At 40.8% G+C, this 17,919-nt stretch carries 16 protein-coding genes and 2 tRNA genes; 16 read left to right on the top strand and 2 right to left on the bottom strand.

Translation table 11 applies throughout. The features are described from left to right. Positions 1-18: 18 nt before the first annotated feature. Positions 19-1,224, top strand: coding sequence for a DUF4998 domain-containing protein (locus tag ID165_RS09425; RefSeq protein ID WP_192350090.1), 1,206 nt, complete (start codon positions 19-21; stop codon positions 1,222-1,224). A gap of 576 nt (positions 1,225-1,800) precedes the next feature. Here ID165_RS09425 and ID165_RS09420 read toward each other — a convergent pair. Then, positions 1,801-1,877 (bottom strand) — tRNA-Met (locus tag ID165_RS09420). A 256-nt stretch (positions 1,878-2,133) separates the two neighbouring features. Here ID165_RS09420 and ID165_RS09415 point away from each other — a divergent pair. The 8 genes from ID165_RS09415 to bshB1 all read left to right on the top strand — a co-directional run bounded on the left by ID165_RS09415 (position 2,134) and on the right by bshB1 (position 10,964). Continuing rightward, a complete protein-coding gene (locus ID165_RS09415) occupies positions 2,134-2,529 on the top strand; it encodes an START-like domain-containing protein (protein WP_192350089.1) in 396 nt (131 codons plus the stop codon). Positions 2,530-2,600: 71 nt separating this feature from the next. Then, positions 2,601-4,391 carry an LptF/LptG family permease gene (locus tag ID165_RS09410; RefSeq protein WP_192350088.1) on the top strand — a complete coding sequence of 597 codons (1,791 nt, stop codon included), beginning with the start codon at positions 2,601-2,603 and terminating at the stop codon, positions 4,389-4,391. Between the two features lie 60 nt (positions 4,392-4,451). Next, positions 4,452-4,727: a 30S ribosomal protein S15 gene (rpsO, locus tag ID165_RS09405; RefSeq protein WP_057936311.1), complete on the top strand. Its 276-nt coding sequence runs from the start codon at positions 4,452-4,454 to the stop codon at positions 4,725-4,727. A 98-nt stretch (positions 4,728-4,825) separates the two neighbouring features. Beyond that, positions 4,826-6,967, top strand: coding sequence for a polyribonucleotide nucleotidyltransferase (gene pnp / locus ID165_RS09400; protein WP_192350087.1), 2,142 nt, complete (start codon positions 4,826-4,828; stop codon positions 6,965-6,967). A gap of 67 nt (positions 6,968-7,034) precedes the next feature. Then, positions 7,035-7,898: an RNA polymerase sigma factor RpoD/SigA gene (locus ID165_RS09395; protein WP_057936313.1), complete on the top strand. Its 864-nt coding sequence runs from the start codon at positions 7,035-7,037 to the stop codon at positions 7,896-7,898. A 179-nt stretch (positions 7,899-8,077) separates the two neighbouring features. Next, positions 8,078-9,022, top strand: a complete 945-nt coding sequence (trxB, locus tag ID165_RS09390) for a thioredoxin-disulfide reductase (RefSeq protein WP_192350086.1) — start codon at positions 8,078-8,080, stop codon at positions 9,020-9,022. A gap of 9 nt (positions 9,023-9,031) precedes the next feature. Continuing rightward, on the top strand, positions 9,032-10,093 hold the full coding sequence (locus ID165_RS09385; RefSeq protein ID WP_192350085.1) for a M23 family metallopeptidase: 1,062 nt from the start codon (positions 9,032-9,034) through the stop codon (positions 10,091-10,093). A gap of 154 nt (positions 10,094-10,247) precedes the next feature. Beyond that, entirely contained in the window at positions 10,248-10,964 is a 717-nt protein-coding gene (gene bshB1, locus ID165_RS09380) for a bacillithiol biosynthesis deacetylase BshB1 (RefSeq protein WP_192350084.1), read from the top strand. A gap of 4 nt (positions 10,965-10,968) precedes the next feature. Here the strand turns inward: bshB1 and pdxH are convergent, their stop codons facing one another. Beyond that, on the bottom strand, positions 10,969-11,601 hold the full coding sequence (gene pdxH / locus ID165_RS09375) for a pyridoxamine 5'-phosphate oxidase (RefSeq protein WP_192351418.1): 633 nt from the start codon (positions 11,599-11,601) through the stop codon (positions 10,969-10,971). 102 nt (positions 11,602-11,703) lie between these two features. Here pdxH and ID165_RS09370 point away from each other — a divergent pair, with 102 nt between their 5' ends. The 7 genes from ID165_RS09370 (at position 11,704) to ID165_RS09340 (ending at position 17,880) form a co-directional block, all read left to right on the top strand. After that, positions 11,704-12,273 (top strand): YqgE/AlgH family protein, encoded by a 570-nt coding sequence (locus ID165_RS09370; protein ID WP_192350083.1) that lies wholly within the window; start codon positions 11,704-11,706, stop codon positions 12,271-12,273. A gap of 48 nt (positions 12,274-12,321) precedes the next feature. Beyond that, the gene (locus ID165_RS09365) at positions 12,322-14,463 is read left to right on the top strand and encodes a DUF349 domain-containing protein (RefSeq protein WP_192350082.1); all 2,142 of its coding nucleotides are present in this window, start codon (positions 12,322-12,324) and stop codon (positions 14,461-14,463) included. Between the two features lie 99 nt (positions 14,464-14,562). Beyond that, positions 14,563-14,635, top strand: a tRNA-Thr gene (locus ID165_RS09360). Positions 14,636-14,754: 119 nt separating this feature from the next. Beyond that, positions 14,755-15,021, top strand: a complete 267-nt coding sequence (locus tag ID165_RS09355; RefSeq protein WP_192350081.1) for a transposase — start codon at positions 14,755-14,757, stop codon at positions 15,019-15,021. Positions 15,022-15,377: 356 nt separating this feature from the next. Further along, positions 15,378-16,121 carry an SDR family oxidoreductase gene (locus ID165_RS09350; RefSeq protein ID WP_192350080.1) on the top strand — a complete coding sequence of 248 codons (744 nt, stop codon included), beginning with the start codon at positions 15,378-15,380 and terminating at the stop codon, positions 16,119-16,121. After that, entirely contained in the window at positions 16,121-16,885 is a 765-nt protein-coding gene (locus tag ID165_RS26700; RefSeq protein ID WP_225587053.1) for an Atu4866 domain-containing protein, read from the top strand. Before ID165_RS09350 ends, ID165_RS26700 begins: the two co-directional genes overlap by 1 nt. Positions 16,886-16,959: 74 nt before the next feature. Then, positions 16,960-17,880: an AraC family transcriptional regulator gene (locus tag ID165_RS09340; RefSeq protein WP_192350079.1), complete on the top strand. Its 921-nt coding sequence runs from the start codon at positions 16,960-16,962 to the stop codon at positions 17,878-17,880. Positions 17,881-17,919 lie beyond the last annotated feature (39 nt).

The raw sequence follows: 17,919 nt of genomic DNA, 5'->3' as shown, positions 1-17,919 counted from the left end.
ACATAAAATGAATCAATCATGAAGAAATATATAAATAGTAATATTAAGTGCTCGATTATTAGCTTGCTTGCCGGTTTTTTAACATGTTCTTGTTATAATTATGAATGGGATGAGTTTAAAAAATATACGCAAGAGGGGGAGATTATTTATCCGGGAAAACTGAAAGAAATGGAGATTCTCTCAGGAAAGGGGAGGGTACTCATGAAAGCAGAATTGAATGCAGATCCCAAAATTTCCAAATTGAAAGTTTATTGGAATGATTACCGGGATTCCGTGGAGTTCCCGGTGGAAAAAACATCAGGTTTGAATTCATTAGAGCATATCTTTGAGGTGGACGAAGGCGTGAAAAATTTTATTGGCTTCACGTTCGACCAAGATGGAAACAGGTCTGTTCTTGTGGATGCTGTAGGCACTTCTTATGGCGAGGGCTATCGCAGAAAACTTTCCAATAGGTTTATTGAATCTTTGACTTTTAACTCTGATAATACGGTAATCAATTGGGGACAAATGGATCCTTCCCTTGGTGCAGAATTTACTGAATTGGAATATTCGCTTGGGGATGAAGAACTGAAAACCATCATTACCCCGGCCGGTGAATCGCACACTTTGCTTGAGGGTGTGACCAGTTCCACCACTATTCGTTATAGAACGGTATTTAGACCAGAAGTGACTAGTATAGATACTTTTGCCCTTCCATTCTTGGAGGAACTAATAGTTGTTGTTCCTCAGTTGCAAAATGCACAAGTTCCGTTTGTTCCGGAGACGAGAAGTGGTAGGTGGGGGACATTGGCAGGCTGGATGACCAATGACGCCATTAAGATCCATGACGGACAGGGAGGATGGGATGAGTGGAATGGAAACATATTTAACGTGGAGTCCGGCTGGGGTGCCCCGGCTATTGAAAATGGAAAAATCTACCAGACTTTAACCCTTGAGCCGGGAAATTATACGTTTGAGATTTCAGATCTGCGAGATACCAATTTGACCGAAAACGATCATGCATATTTGGTGGCGGCATTGGGAAGTGGCCTGCCTGATGTGGAGGATGTACAATCGTCATTAGCACATGTCCATATTCTTGAGGGAAAAGACGTAAATGAACTTAAGGTCACGTTTATAGTAGAGGAGACATCTGAGGTAAGTGTTGGGTTTTTGACCACGCAGTCGGGTGATACTCCCGGTAGGTATTGCAATATCAGGGCTTTCAATTTTTACAAAAACTAATTTATATAGTAAATGGAAGCCTGAGTAGGTTACAGTTGACAAGTTAGATTCGAATAAATAAGTAAAAGACGTCTCAAGAACAGGTAGCTCAAAAAGGCTGGCCGATTTTTCGGCCAGCCTTTGCTGTCTTGAAGAAATTCGGGAAGAGTTGAACCCGTGTCCGCTGTGGCGGATATGAATCTTGAATTCAGACATATTTGGTAAGTACATATTGTGTTAACCATTCTCTTCCTTTTCCGGATTTAAGTTCTTTTTCCCGGGTCAATGCTTCTTTTTTAGTTTTAAAGAATTCTACCTAAATGACAGTCCATGGTCTATGCTTTAAAGTGAATCCTTTAGTTGATTTGAAATGCCCATGGGAAAGGTTTCTCACACAGAGAAATGATTATTCAGGGCATTCCATCTGACCGCTTAAAAACAAATTATAAACAGATGAAATTGTGAAAGAGGAATCTTGTGATTAAATCCGAAGTCATTCCCGTATAGGTCCTGCCTGATGATTTGGAAAGAAGCACATACACGACGAATTCATCCATAGCCTTAAAATAAAAAAAGACTTCCGTTTCCGAAAGCCTTTGGTAGCGAGGACGGGAGTTGAACCCGTGACCTCAGGGTTATGAATCCTGCGCTCTAACCAACTGAGCTACCTCGCCAAGTATATTTTAATGTTGGTTCAATTACTCCAAGGAGTCTCTGATTTTTCAGAAACATTTTTTGGGTATTGATTTTTGAAATTAATGCCTATATTAAAGCATATTCATCCATCAATTCATTAGTTGAGAATCGTTTATTATCAACCCTGAAACCCTCCCTTTCAAATGGGAATGCAAATATGAGGTCTTGTACTGTGAAAAACAAGTTGACGTTCTTTAAAAAAATGATTTTTTACATCCTGTAAAAGCGATTATCATGGTTAAAAATAAGTTTGTGGCTGATTATCAAATCAATGCCTCCAAAAAAATAGTATTCCATTATTTGAGTACTGCAAGCGGATTAGAAGAGTGGTTTGCCGATGAAGTGAAAATAACTGAGGATAAGAATTACATTTTCAATTTTGACAACGAAGATCACTATGCCCGGCTGGCTTCTCAACGAAGTAATTCCCATGTAAAGTTTGAATTTTACGATACCAAGAACCCGCAGGAACCTGACCACGCCTACATAGAGTTTAAATTGGAAGAAAATGAACTTACACAAACCCTGTTTCTGAAAGTGATAGATTACTCTGACGGCTATGATGATGAGGAGTTGGTTGCGATATGGGAAGGATTGATTGGAAGATTGAAAGATATTATTGGTGGGTAATCTCAATGGATTTCGCCAAATTTGAACTTCGACTCCAGTGCTTCGTATTTGCTTTGGGAGCGGTTTAAATAATGAAGAAACTAGATAAACTTATACTTGGGTCTTTTTTAGGCCCATTTTTATTGACTTTTATTGTCGTGGATTTTATCCTGCTGACTGTCAATATGCTGAAATATTTCGATGAGATTTTCGGGAAAGGTCTGAGTTTCTGGATCTACTTGGAGCTGATCGGGTATTTTGTTATCAGTATTTCTCCCATGGCTCTTCCGTTGGCAGTGCTGCTTTCCAGTTTGATGACTTTCGGGAATCTTGGAGAGCACTTCGAACTCACTGCCATAAAAAGCAGCGGCATTTCCTTGCTTCGAGCATTGAGACCGATAGGGGTTTTTGTGATTGTGCTATCTTTTGCCGCATATCTGTCCAATAATTATCTCGTACCGAAAGTAAACCTTAAAACATTCAGTTTGCTCTATGATATACGTATGAAGTCTCCCGCATTGGATATCAAAGCAGGCGTCTTCTACGACGGTATTCCGGGATATAGCATCAAAGTCAATGAAAAAGTAGGAGAGTTTGGACTCAAGGATATTTTGATCTATAGCCATAACTCAGGCCAAACAGGCAACTTGGATGTCACCCTCGCAGACTCGGGGAGAATGGAACCGTTTTTCAGCGAAAATTACATGAAGCTTACCCTCTACCATGGGATAAATTATAATGAACCGAAGATGGTTAGGGGAATCAATGACAAGCCGGGAGAATTCAATAGAGCATCCTTTGATAAAAATGAGGTTGTTTTTGATTTGAATAATACCTTCAAGCTCAATAGAACAGCAGAAGATGCCTGGTCCACCAATAGATCTATCAAAAACATAGCTCAGATTAAGCTGGGCCTTGACTCAATAGGTACTTTGGTCAATGAGCAGCGGTATCAAAATTATCAGACAGCAGAAAGTGTTTATCCCTTTTTCACACGAAATAGAAAATTCAAGCCTGCAGCCGATATTTTGGAACGCAAAGCTTTGGATGACTCAGTTAGGGTATTTAAAATGAGAAAGGAAAAAGCCTTGGCAGATTCCCTCGAACAGCTAAAGAAATTGGCTCGAAAAGATACTGTTGACACCACTTCAGTATTGACCGATAAGCTGGAATCAAGAATTCTCAATCCCGGAAGCGACTCTGCTATTTCCGGTAAAAAAGCAGTCATTGCTTCAAACAAAGTTTCGGCTAGAGATTCGCTTTTTGCCTCATCTGCCAATGAGGAAAAGGTCGGTGTGGCCGAGCTGGGCACCAATGCGGGGACGGTTGCCAATGCAGTTGTGAAAAAGCAGCGTACAGCAGCTCTTACAGATGAAGAGCGCAAGAAAATCGATTCACTGGTCACTAATCGGGGCTATGGTAAAAATGCGACTACTATGGCATTGAATAATGCCCGAAATCTGAAAAATACATTTGGTGTCAAGAAGTCCCAGATTGATAATTATCAGCGGGATTATAGAAGATTTCAGATAGCTTGGTATCAAAAATACACTCAAGCCATTGCTTGTTTTGTGATGTTTTTGATTGGCGCACCACTTGGAGCAATCATCAAAAAAGGAGGGTTGGGAATGCCTGTCTTGATTTCTATTATTTTCTTCATCGTTTACTATATGATTACGATGACAGGTGAGAAGTGGGCAAAAGAGGGGGTGGTTGATCCCTTATTCGGCACTTTCTTCTCCATTATCTGTTTGCTGCCCTTTGGTTTGTTTTTCATCAAGCAGGCTAGAAAGGATGCTAGATTGTTTGAGCCTGATTTTTATATAAGTGCGTGGCAAGGCATTCAGAAGTACATTAAAGTTCTTCGCCCAAAAGCGAATTAAGCTTTCATTTTCTCAAAATAAATCCTACCTTTGTGGTTGTTTTACAAAATTTAGCTAAACATGTATTTATCCTCAGAGATTAAAGAAGAGTTATTTAAGAATCATGGACGGTTAAAATCTGCTACTGACACAGGATCTCCTGAGTCACAGATTGCCCTCTTTACACACAGAATCAAGCATTTGACCGAGCATTTGAAATCAAATAAGAAGGATCACTCCTCAAGACTTGGTTTGCTGAAGCTGGTAGGTAAGAGAAGAAGCCTATTGGATTACCTTCACAAGAAAGAAATCGAGCGATACAGATCAATCATCGCCGAGCTAGGAATCAGAAAATAACCAAACTAGTAAGGTTCTCATTCGAGAGAACCTTACTTTTTTATTTTTAAGGTTATACGAGCACTTTTATCACTAACGACGCAAACAAACAATCATTTATGTTACCGAACTTAATCACCAAGACCATCACCCTGGAAGATGGCAGAGAAATTATAATAGAAACCGGTGCATTGGCTAAGCAGGCTGATGGCTCAGTAGTAGTGAAGATGGGAAAGGCTATGCTTTTGGCTACAGCAATGTCCAAGAAGGAAGCTGGGGAAGGGGTGGATTTTTTACCTATGTCTGTTGACTACCAAGAGAAATTTGCTTCCTCAGGGAAAATTCCCGGAGGATTTTTGAAGAGGGAAGGAAGACTTTCCGATTATGAGATATTGATTAGCCGAATTGTGGATAGAGCTATTCGGCCTATTTTTCCGGACGATTATCATGCAGATACCCAGATCGCCATTACATTAATAAGTGGAGACGAGGATGTGCTTCCTGATGCATTGGCCGGTCTTGCTGCTTCAGCAGCTTTGGCTGTTTCTGATATCCCGTTCAATGGCCCTATCTCTGAGGTTCGTGTAGCGAAAATCGATGGCAAATTGAAAATCAATCCGACTCCAAGTGAGTTGGAAAAAGCTTCTTTGGAATTTATAGTTGCGGGTTCGCTGGAATTTATCTTAATGGTAGAAGGCGAAGCAAATGAGATTCAAGAAGAGGAGATGCTGGAAGCAATGCAATATGCTCATGAGGAAATCAAGAGACATTGCCAAGCCCAAATCGAGTTGACCAAACTTGTAGGCAAAGAAGTAAAAAGAGAATACAATCACGAGAAGTCTGATCCGGCACTTTTCGATAAGATGAGAGCTGATGTTTACGACAAACTATATGCCTCTGTAAGCAAACAAATAGCTAATAAATCTGAGCGTTCGGCTTTGATCAAAGAAATCAAAGAAGAGTTTGTAGCCAGCTTGGGTGAAGAGCATGAGTTCGAAGCAAGTCTAATCGGTCCATATTTCAGCAAAATCCATAAGGAAGCTGCCAGAAACTTGACTTTGAATGAGAAGAAGAGATTAGATGGTAGAAAACTTGACGAAGTTAGACCTATATGGTCCGTAGTTGATTACCTGCCATCTGCCCACGGTTCTGCAGTATTTACCAGAGGAGAAACTCAATCTCTTACCACTTGTACCTTGGGTACTAAGATGGACGAAATGATGGTAGATGGGGCGACCATTTCTGGATTTAATAAGTTTTATCTTCATTATAATTTCCCGGGATTTTCAACAGGGGAGGTAAAAATAAACAGAGGACCTGGAAGAAGGGAAGTAGGTCATGGCAACCTTGCTATGAGAGCTTTGAAAAAAGTACTTCCCCCGGCTGATCAGAATCCATATACTATCCGTATCGTTTCTGATATTTTGGAATCAAACGGTTCATCTTCCATGGCTACGGTTTGTGCCGGTTCATTGGCATTGATGGACGCCGGTATTCCAATCAAATCGGCTGTTACGGGCATAGCAATGGGTATGATCTCTGATGCCACTACAGGTAAGTATTCTATTCTTTCTGATATTTTGGGAGACGAAGATCATCTGGGTGATATGGATTTCAAAGTGACCGGTACTGCTAAAGGTATCACTGCCTGTCAGATGGATTTGAAAGTAGAGGGATTGGATTACTCTGTTTTGAAGGAGGCTTTGCTTCAGGCTAAGGATGGAAGACTTCATATTTTGGATGAAATCACCAAAACACTTGCAGCACCTAAGGCAGAATTGAAGCCCCATACCCCAAGATCATTCATCATGATGATTCCAAAGGAATTGATTGGTGCAGTGATCGGACCTGGCGGTAAAGTGATCCAAGAGATCCAGAAGGATACAGGAGCTACCATTGTGATCGAAGAAATAGACAATCAGGGTAAGATCAATATTTTTTCTGCCAATCAGGATAAACTTAATGCAGCACTATCCCGTATCAAATCGATTGTGGCTCAGCCCGAAATAGGAGAGGTTTACACAGGTAAAGTAAAAAACATTCAACCTTTTGGCGCCTTTGTGGAATTTATGCCGGGTAAGGATGGTTTACTTCATATCTCGGAGATCAAGCACGAGCGTGTGGAAACCATGGATGGGGTACTTGAGCCGGGAGAAGAAATACAGGTTAAATTAATCGACGTCGATAAGAAGACCGGTAAATTCAAGCTTTCTAGAAAGGCTTTATTGCCAAAACCTGAAAAACAAGCACCTAGTGCATAAGGTTAATCGATACAATTGATTAATTTGATTCTCTTAAACTATTAAATTTCACAAATCATATTCCTGAATGAGGCAGCTAAAGATTAGCAAACAGATTACCAACAGAGAAAGTCAATCCCTGGATAAATATCTTCAAGAGATTGGAAAAGTTGACCTGTTGACAGCAGATGAAGAGGTAGTTCTGGCCAAGCGAATTAGAGAAGGTGACCAATTGGCACTCGAAAAACTGACCAAGGCCAACCTTCGATTTGTAGTATCAGTTGCCAAGCAGTATCAGAACCAAGGACTTTCTTTGGGGGATTTGATCAATGAGGGCAACCTTGGTTTGATCAAGGCTGCACAGCGATTTGATGAAACCCGTGGATTTAAATTCATCTCCTATGCCGTATGGTGGATTAGACAATCTATCCTACAGGCACTTGCGGAGCAGTCAAGAATTGTGCGTCTTCCATTGAACAGAGTAGGTTCATTGAATAAGATCAGCAAGACATTCAGCGAGCTTGAGCAGAAGTTTGAACGTGAGCCATCCCCTGAAGAACTAGCAGAGGTGCTTGAGGTAACTGCCAATGAAGTAGTGGATACTATGAAGATCTCCGGCCGTCACGTATCTATGGATGCACCATTTGTGCAAGGTGAGGAAAACAGCCTTTTGGATGTATTGGAAAATGACGGGGACGAAAAGCCTGACGATGGCTTGATGAATGATTCCCTTCGTAAAGAAGTTCAACGTGCACTTTCTACTTTGACCCAGAGAGAAGCTGATGTAATCACGCTTTATTTTGGTCTTAATGGAGAACATGCGATGACTTTGGAAGAAATCGGAGAAAAATTCAATCTTACCAGAGAGCGGGTACGACAAATAAAAGAGAAGGCAATCCGTCGACTGAGACATACTTCCCGTAGTAAGACGCTAAAACCTTACCTCGGATAAGTAAGCATACAATATAAAAGGGGGTTTTTAGCCCCCTTTTTTTATGAGATTACATTTATGCGTCTGCCGGTAAGCAGAATTATTCCCAAAAGCCGCAAGCTTAGGGAATTTTAACAATATGCAACTTTGTTACCAGAGTAGAATTCCTGAAATTTGCCCAATTTAATATATTATTATTAATGAAACCAGAAATTGAAAAAGTAAAAGTCTTGATCATCGGATCAGGACCGGCAGGTTATACCGCTGCTATATACGCTTCCAGAGCAGGGCTTTCTCCTGTATTATATACTGGCGGACAGCCGGGTGGTCAGCTGACCATCACAAATGATGTGGAAAATTATCCTGGGTACCCGAATGGTGTGGCAGGTCCTGAGATGATGGAGGACTTTAGAAAACAGGCAGAACGCTTTGGTGCTCAAGTGAGGTATGGATTAGCCACAAGTGTAGACTTCTCTACTAAGCCGCATACGGTGATTATCGATGAGCAAGTCACTATTAATGCAGATACAGTTTTGATTTCGACGGGAGCCTCTGCCAAATGGCTGGGACTAGAAAGTGAAAGCAGGCTGAACGGAAAAGGTGTTTCTGCCTGTGCGGTATGTGATGGGTTCTTTTTCAGAGGACAGGAAGTTGCAGTAGTAGGTGCAGGGGATACGGCATGCGAGGAAGCTTCGTATCTATCCAATATATGTAGCAAAGTTTATATGATTGTTCGTAAAGATGAGATGCGTGCTTCTCAGATTATGCAAAAACGTGTCATGAACAATCCTAAAATAGAAATTCTCTGGAACACAGAGACTGATGAGATCTTGGGTAAGGACGAAGTAAATGGTGTAAGAATCTTTAATAATAAAACAGGAGAAAAATCAGAAATTGCTATTTCTGGCTTCTTTGTTGCTATTGGTCATCAACCAAACACCGCCATATTCAAGGATTTTATTCACATGGATGAGGCCGGTTATATCAAAACTATCCCAGGAAGTACTAAAACCAACGTTGAGGGTGTTTTTGCTTGTGGAGATGCGCAGGACAACATCTACCGACAAGCAGTCACTGCGGCGGGTACTGGCTGTATGGCTGCACTGGATGCTGAACGGTATTTGGCTGAGTTCGAGAATGATTAAACCCAATAAATGAGGTATTCGATCCTATTTTTAGTCTTTTGTATAAATTTGAGCATTGGCACTTTAAGTGTCAATGCTCAAATTTTTCCTAAGATTATCAAGAAAAACAACACGACCCAACCCTCTGAAGTAGGCCATGAGAGGAGAAATATCGAGCTAAGGACATTCGATCAAGACTCTTATCTTCGGACATTATCTTCGGTTACTGATTCCATTATTTTTGAAAATAATGTGAATTTAGGTCGAGTTCGTTCTATCATAAGCGAGGATCAGAATATTATCATTTGGGCTCCAACGAATCAGCTTGTCAAAATATCTGAGCAGATTCAAATAGACAGTATTTGGGTCACAGCATTTGAGTATTATTCATCTTGGGATTCAAATAAAATTGACATTTACAACTTTGACCCAAAGACCTTTACTGACACGGTAAATATCCGTCTTTACGATGAATTTTTTGGTTACAATTGGAAAATGCCTTTAGCGAAAACTCCCATAACATCTTCATATGGATACAGATGGAGGCGCTGGCACTATGGAACCGACTTAGATCTGGATACGGGAGATTCCGTGTACAGCGGATTTGATGGAATAGTGCGTATTAAATCTTATGACAGGTACGGATATGGCTATTACATTGTAATTAGGCATAAAAATGGCCTGGAAACACTTTATGGTCATCTATCCAGACAGCTTGTAGAAGTAGGACAGGAAGTAAAAGCGGGGGATTTGATAGCTAAAGGAGGAAACACAGGTAGAAGTACAGGATCACATCTTCACTACGAGCTTCGCTACCGAGGCTTGGCATTTGATGCGGAGAAAGTATATGATTTTCCGGAATATAAAATCCGGAGCCAAAATTATTTAATCACTCCTGGCCTTTTTGGTAATACTGCTCAGGCAAAAGCAAATGTTCCTGCAAGAACAAATGCCTATCATAAAGTGAAAAAAGGAGATAATCTGGGATCTATTGCACGTAAATATGGAGTTTCGGTCAGTTCACTTACCCGATTAAATGGAATTTCAACGCGTACAATATTGCGCATAGGACAGAATTTACGAATACGATGAACTTAAAAACTGGAATAGTAATGGAATCGAGCCTGCCGGAGTAAGGTAGTAGTACCTTAAGTGTGTCACGCAATGTGATGATTATACAACCTTCTGGATTCTATAACCCGCCCCGACTAATCGGGATGGTTAATAAAAATCAAATTATAAACTCATGAAACTGGATATATTGGTATTTGCCGCACACCCCGATGATGCAGAGCTTGGATGTTCCGGAACTATCGCCGCTCATGTGGCACTAGGACACAAAGTAGGGGTAGTGGATTTTACACAAGGAGAAATGGGAACCCGTGGAACGCCGGAATTACGCCTGCGGGAAGCGGAAACTTCCGGCAAAATTCTGAATCTTTCTGTTAGAGAGAACTTGGGGTTCAAGGATGTGTATTTTCAAAATGATGAAGACCATCAGTTGAAACTGATCGAACTGATCAGAAAATACAGGCCTGAGATTGTTTTGGCCAATGCAGTATCAGATAGGCATCCTGATCATGGCAAGGGATCCGGCTTGGCTACCACGGCTTGTTTTATGAGTGGACTCCGTAAGATTGAAACTCAAATTGACGGTGTACAGCAAGAAGCCTGGAGACCTAAATATGTCTATCACTATATTCAAAACAATTACATTGAGCCTGATTTTGTCATGGATATCACTCCTTACTGGCAAACGAAAATCGACAGCATTTTGGCATTTCAGTCCCAGTTTTACGATCCGTCAAGCGAAGAACCTGTAAGTTTTATCTCAGATCCCGAATTTCTTCCTTTTATTGAAGCTCGTGCCAGGGAATTTGGCCATAAAATACTTACGAAATATGGAGAGGGGTTTACCGTGGAGCGAATGATAGGGACTGATAATCTTTTCGGGTTAAAGTAGTCAATCAAGGAGCAAGTCTGGTGATAATCCATTTGCCATCCTGAAATTCGTATTTGATTCTATCATGGAGCCTGCTTGGCCTGCCTTGCCAGAACTCAATGGTTGAGGGCAGCAATCGGTATCCCCCCCAATGAGGAGGGCGACTTATAGCTTTTCCTTCAAATTGCTTTTCTACATCGACTTTATTGGTGTTTATTTCTTCCCTAGAACCTATAGTTTCACTTTGTGGGGATACCCACGCTCCAATTTGAGAACCTAGGGGACGGGAGAAAAAATAAGCATCAGATTCTTCCACTGTCACTTTTTCTACCTTTCCACGTACCCGTACTTGGCGCTCCAGTTCTGGCCAAAAGAAAGTCAATGAAGCGGAATTATGCTTTGCCAATTCTTTGCCTTTTTGACTTTGATAATTGGTGAAAAACACAAATCCCGTATCTACACCTTTCAACAGTAAGATTCTTGCATTGGGTGTGCCATCAAGCCCTAAAGTAGCAACTGTCATGGCGTTGACCTCCAGGACTTCAGCATTTATAGCTTCCTTAAACCACGACTCAAATTGCACTATTGGATTAATGTTTACATCGCTGATATCCAGCGATTTGATAGAATAGTCTTTACGTATTGCTGAGATGTCCATGGCAGGTTGTTGGTCAATAAAATCTTGCATATAAAATTACCATTGGCATTGCATTTAAAAAATTATGATCTATATTTTTCGAGAATTTAGATTTTAAGGAGAATGAGTAAAGATGAACAACGTAATCCTAAAGCCGGTGATCTTCTGATTTCCGAGCCATTTCTTCAGGACGAAAATTTCGTTCGTTCTGTGGTTTTGCTTTGTGAGCATTCAGAAGAAGGAAGCTTTGGTCTAATAATAAACAAACCCTCAATTCTTAAATTGGGTGAGCTAGTTGAAGCATTAGACTTTTTGGACAAGGATGTATTTGTCGGTGGGCCAGTGGAGCAAAACACCTTGCACTTTATATACATTGGAGAAATGGCATTGGAGGGCAGTATTTCATTGGGAAAGAATATATGGTGGGGTGGACATTATGATTCCTTGGTGGAGAAGTTAAAGCTTGGATTGATTAACCCTGATTCAGTACGATTCTTTTTAGGTTATAGCGGTTGGGGTTCAGAGCAATTGGAGGATGAGCTGTCTGATGAAATTTGGATTGTTTGTAGTGAAAATATCGATGAGCAAACCTTCAATTTGACACCCGAAGAGCTCTGGAAAAACTTACTTAAGAATATGGGTGGAGAGTTTAAGGTGATAGCAAATTATCCGCTAGATCCAAGATTAAATTAGGCAAAATCCCTACTTTTGCCCATATTGCCCCCTAATAGTACTGTTTTTATGACTGAGAAAAGTAATGATTTGTCCGAAAAGGATAAGGTGACTCAATCCTCCAAATCAGAAGAGGTAAAGAGTATCGATAAGGAAAGCAACCCTGAGGCTAACGAAGAAAGTGTAGCTAGTGGAACCGTTGGATCTACTACTGAAGTGAATCCCTCAGAGGAAGAACCTGCAAAAGTGATTGCTGAAGATGCGGAAGATACCGATAAACCTGTAGAAACTGACCAAAAGCCATTAGAAGAAGGCACTGTCGAGCAAGTGGAAACTCCGGAGAACGATTCAGCGAAAACCAGTGAGGTTAAGGAGGAAATAAATTCCTCAACTGAAAGTATAGCCAAAGAAGCAGCGCCTGAAGAAGGAAAGACTCTTCCCGCCGAATCTATAGAAGTTGCCGAGGTATCCGAAGAAGAGAATGAAGATGAGCATCATGGGGAAGATGTGGATATCACTTCACTTTCTAAAATTGAGCTGGTTGCCTTGTTGAAAAGTAAAATCAAACAAGAAAATATCTATAAAATCGATAAGCTTGTCCACGAGATCAAAGCTGCTTTCGATGAATTTACCCATAAAGAGAAAGACGAAGCACTGGAGAGGTTCAAAGCTGAGGGTGGGGTAGAGGATGATTTTGACTTTCGTCCAAGTGATGAAGAGAAAGAGTTTAATACCTATTATTACGAATATCGCCATCAGCTTGGGTCACTTAAAAAAGAGGCTGAAAAACAAAAGGAAACTAATTTGGCTGCCAAAACTGAGTTGCTGAATAAACTTCGTGATCTAGTAGATGGAGAAGAGACTACTCTTAGCATGTCTACGATCAAAGCCTTACAGGAAGAATGGAAAAGTATCGGTTCTGTGCCTCCATCCCAAAACAGAAGTCTTTGGGCTAGCTACAATGCTTTAATGGATCGCTTCTATGACAATAGAAGTATTTATTTTGAACTCAAGGAACTTGATCGCAAGAAGAATCTAGAAAGCAAATTAGAACTTGTAGAGAAAGCCGAAGCACTGAAGGATGTGAAAGATCTGAAAGATGCCATCAAGTCATTGAATGATCTTCACGAGGAATTCAAACATATTGGTCCTGTTCCCCGTGAAGAGCAGGAAGCTTTGTGGCAGAAGTTCAAAGGTGCATCCGATGCTGTATACGATAGGAGAAAGGATTTTTACGAAGGTCAAAAAGAAGTATTCCAAGCAAATCAGGATCAAAAAGAGGCCTTAATTGAAACCCTAAAGCCATTTGCTGAATTCAAAGCAGATAGAGTTCGTGATTGGAATATCAAGACCAAAGAAATCTTGGATATTCAGAAGAAATGGGAGAAAATTGGCCCTGTACCAAGAGAATCCGGAAAGGAAATTAATAAGTTCTTTTGGGCCGCTTTCAAGCAATTTTTCCAGAATAAGAATTCTTTCTTTAAGGAACTAGATGAAATTAGAGCTTCAAATCAGGCTAAGGCAGAGGAACTGATCACGAAGGCCGAGGAATTGAAGGATAATACGGATTGGCAGAATACAGCCAATGCTTTAGTAAAGCTTCAGCAAGACTGGAAAAAACTTGGCCCTACACCTGAGAAAAGTAGAGATAGTCTTTACAAGCGCTTTAAATTAGCTTGTGATACATTCTTCGACAATAGAAGAAACTCTAATAAGCAATCTGAAGCGGAATTTGAAGAAAATCTGGTAAGCAAGCAGGCAATATGCAAGCAGCTTACTGACGCTGCTGAAAAAGGAGAGGTTTCCGAGGAAACCTTGACCGAACTGGTAGGGCAATTCAATGATCTCGGCTTTGTACCAAGAAAGGCCATGAAAGAGATCCAAGCTCAATTTAAAGCGGCTGTGGATTTATACTTAGAAAAGTTGAGTCCGGAAGGTGCTGGAAGAGAAGATTTCCTCTTCAGATTAAACCTGAACAGACTACAGTCAGACCCTAATGCCGTGAAGACTCTTAACAAGAAAGAACACGGTATCCGTAAGCAAATTTCTGAATTGGAGAACAACATCACCTTATGGAAAAATAATTTGGAGTTCTTTGCAGCCTCTAGAACTGCGGATAAGTTGAAAGATCAGTTTGACGTGAAAATTCAAAAAGCGGAAGAAGAGATCGAAAAATTGAAAAGTAAGCTGTCAATATTACGGGAATTTTAAATTTTTCTCACTCAGAATAAGGAAGATAGAATTTTTCTTTTCTGAGGGTTTGGAGCAAGTAAAGTGAACGGCTATATTTGCATCACAATAACGGAATAAGCCTCCTTAGCTCAGCTGGTAGAGCAACTGACTTGTAATCAGTAGGTCATTGGTTCGATCCCGATAGGAGGCTCTTTATTATCAAGCACTTAGCGAATAGTCACGCTAAGTGCTTTTTTTATTTGCACATGATTTTCACACAAATTGGGGATCAGTCCTAAAAGTTGGGGGATTTGCCTGAATCGATTTTCTTTGCTGAAAAAAGAATTGGAAGAAAAGGACTACCTCAGCTTGATTTTGCCGCAAGGCCTGCTTGAATTTTTCAGGGTTACTTCAGCAGTACTTAAAGACAATGCCTACCACATTTATCTGGAGGAGCTCAACATTCATCCCGAGCATCTTCAGGGATCAAAACTGACCTCAAAGGGCTTTTATGATGAGGTGAGCATCCAGGACTTTCCGCTACGTGGCACAGCCTGTTTCCTGAAAATAAAAAGGAGGAAGTGGGATCAGTCCTAAAAGTGAGCTTATAGAGAATGCATTTCAGAGGTCAAAAGGAACCTGCTCCGAAAACAGAAATGGCCTGAAACGAACTTCACTTGGGAGAAATTTTGACGATTAAAATAATTATTCCCCTGTGTGTTTTAATCGTGTAGATTTCATCTGCAGGAACTGCGCGTGAGGCAGTTTTCTCAGTGAATCCTACTTTATTGAAAAATCCAGACTTTTTGACCTCAGCATTTCCTTCGGAATACGTGAATGCACTAGCGTACTTTAAGCGTAATCCACGATTTGAACACAGCATTTATTGATTTGATTACTTTTTGGACTCTTTTGAAGAGCACCTTTGTATAGCTAATTTAAATCAATACAAAATGGAAAACATTAAAGGAAAAGTAATCGCGATCACAGGGGCAAGTAGCGGAATCGGAGAAGCTATTGCACGCCATCTCTCAAGTCTCGGGGCCAAAGTTGCCTTGGGGGCAAGACGTGTTGACAAATTGGAAGCGATCGCCAATGACATTTTAAAGAATGGAGGTGAGGCTGTTTACAAAGAGTTGGATGTTACCAAATCTGAAGATGTAAAAGACTTTGTCAAATTTGTTATAACTGAGTTTGATACAGTAGATGTATTTATAAACAATGCGGGATTGATGCCCCTTTCGATGATCAATGCCTATGAAGTTGAAGAGTGGCACAAGATGATTGATGTAAATATAAAGGGGGTTTTACACGGTATCGCTGCTGCACTTCCTGTCTTCGAAGAGAAGGATAGTGGTCAGTTTGTAAACATCACCTCTGTTGGTGATCGCTGGGTAGGGCCAACCTCTACAGTTTACAGCGCGACAAAATTTGCGGTAAGAGCCATTTCCGATGGTTTACGTCAAGAAGTAAGTAAAAACATCCGTGTTACTATAGTCGCACCGGGTGCTACGGAATCCGAATTGGCGGAAACTATTTCTGACCCTGCATTGAAGAAAATGGCAGTAGAACAGTTCCGAACCAATTTACTGCCAGCGTCGGCAATTGCCAAAGCTGTAGCGTATGCGGTTTCTCAGCCAACAGATGTGGACGTAAACGAATTGGTAGTAAGGCCCACTGCCCAAAAATCATTCTGATGGAGATTAGCAGGGGGATGTCTTTCATGATCATGGGGTTGGTGTCTTTATTGGGTATTTCTTGTGCAATAAAGACGCTTCACTCCAACGATTTGGAATCGACTGGCGCTTCAAAAAAATTGGTTGCCCAATATTTTGACCAATGGAAAAATGAGGGAAGCAGCTTTTTCAATCTTCTAGACGAAGATGCGATATGGACCGTAGCCGGGAGATCGCCTGTCTCGGGGGTATATCACGGAAAAACTGATTTTATGGAAAATGCGGTAAAGCCTATTTTAAAACAGTTGGCTACTCCTTTAAGACCGGAGTTGATAAGCCTTACCAATGATAATGAATATGTCTGGCTGCACTTCAAGGCAAAGGCTACTGCAATTAACGGGCTGTCTTACGAAAATACCTACCTGTGGAAAATGGCGTTCAAAGAGGGCAAAATAATTGATGGAGTCGCTTTCTTGGATACCTATGAATTATCTGATTTAATGAATTCAACAAAAACAGCAATAACAATGGAAAGACCGATGGAAGAAACGAAGAAATATATAGGGATGTGGGTTACGAAAGATAACCATATCCGCCAAGAATTATTGCCCAACAATCGCTATGACGAGGCACGGGGAAACCGTAAGAGCGCCTATCAGGGAAAATATAAGGTTTCCGGAAATCATATTGACTATGTAGATGATACTGGGTTTTCGGCGGTGGGTAAATTTGTGGATGAAAAAACCCTGCATCATGGCGGGTACATTTTCTGCAAGGAGGAATGATACATGGTTTATCCGTTGTACAGTTAATCAGAATCACCCTAAATTCAATTGTTTAATTTTTGTAAATTTGAAGGATGAAGAACGCAACATCCCTGACTGAATTTTACGCCCAAATCAAGACGGACAATCCGCATATTGCTACGGATCAATTGGGCCATTTCAATGTATTTGAAATCGAAAAAGTACGCAAGCGGATGGCTGATTCTCCTGAAATGCCCTATGACAAACGAACTTATTTTAAGATTAGCTTACTTAAAGGAAGTTACAAAGTGGAATATGCGGATAAAACGCTGTCAATAAGTAACTATGGGCTGTTGTTTGCCACACCTAAAATCCCCTACAATTTTAACCCCACTAGTGAAGAGCAATCCGGGTTTTTCTGTGTTTTTACCTATGATTTTTTACCTAACGAAAATCTGCGGGAAAAGATGGATGCGCTTCCGGTATTCGCCCAGGGCGCTACACCTGTGTTTGAAATACCTGAAGAAGAATACAATGCCCTGAGCCTGATTTATAAGAAAATGAAGGTAGAGCTGGATTCTGACTATGAGTTCCGGTACGATTTGTTGCGAAATTATGTGCTGGAGCTCATTCATAATGGACAGAAATTAATGCCGAAGCATGCTAAAGTGGGTGCGATGAGTGCGGGTAAACGAATCACCAGCCTCTTTATAGAACTTTTGGAACGGCAATTCCCCATCGATAATCCCCAACAAAAACTGCAACTGCGTAGGGCAGAAGACTATGCTGATAGATTGGCTATACACAGCAACCACCTCAATAAAACCCTCAAGGAAGAGACTTCTTTTACCACCAAACAGTTTATTAATCTACGCATTGCCCAGGAAGCAAAAACATTGCTCATGGAAACAGATTGGCCGGTAGCCACGATTGCGGATTGCCTTGCTTTTGAAGAAACATCACACTTCTCAAACTTCTTTAAAAAGCAGACCGGGGAAAGTCCGCTGAAGTTTCGTTCTGCACTGATGATTTGATTTTTGCAAGTATCTCTTTGGTTATTGTAATCAAAAGGG

It is taken from the genome of Algoriphagus sp. Y33 (genome assembly GCF_014838715.1).
Lineage (GTDB): Bacteria > Bacteroidota > Bacteroidia > Cytophagales > Cyclobacteriaceae > Algoriphagus.
This window is presented reverse-complemented; position numbering and strand designations above follow the sequence as displayed.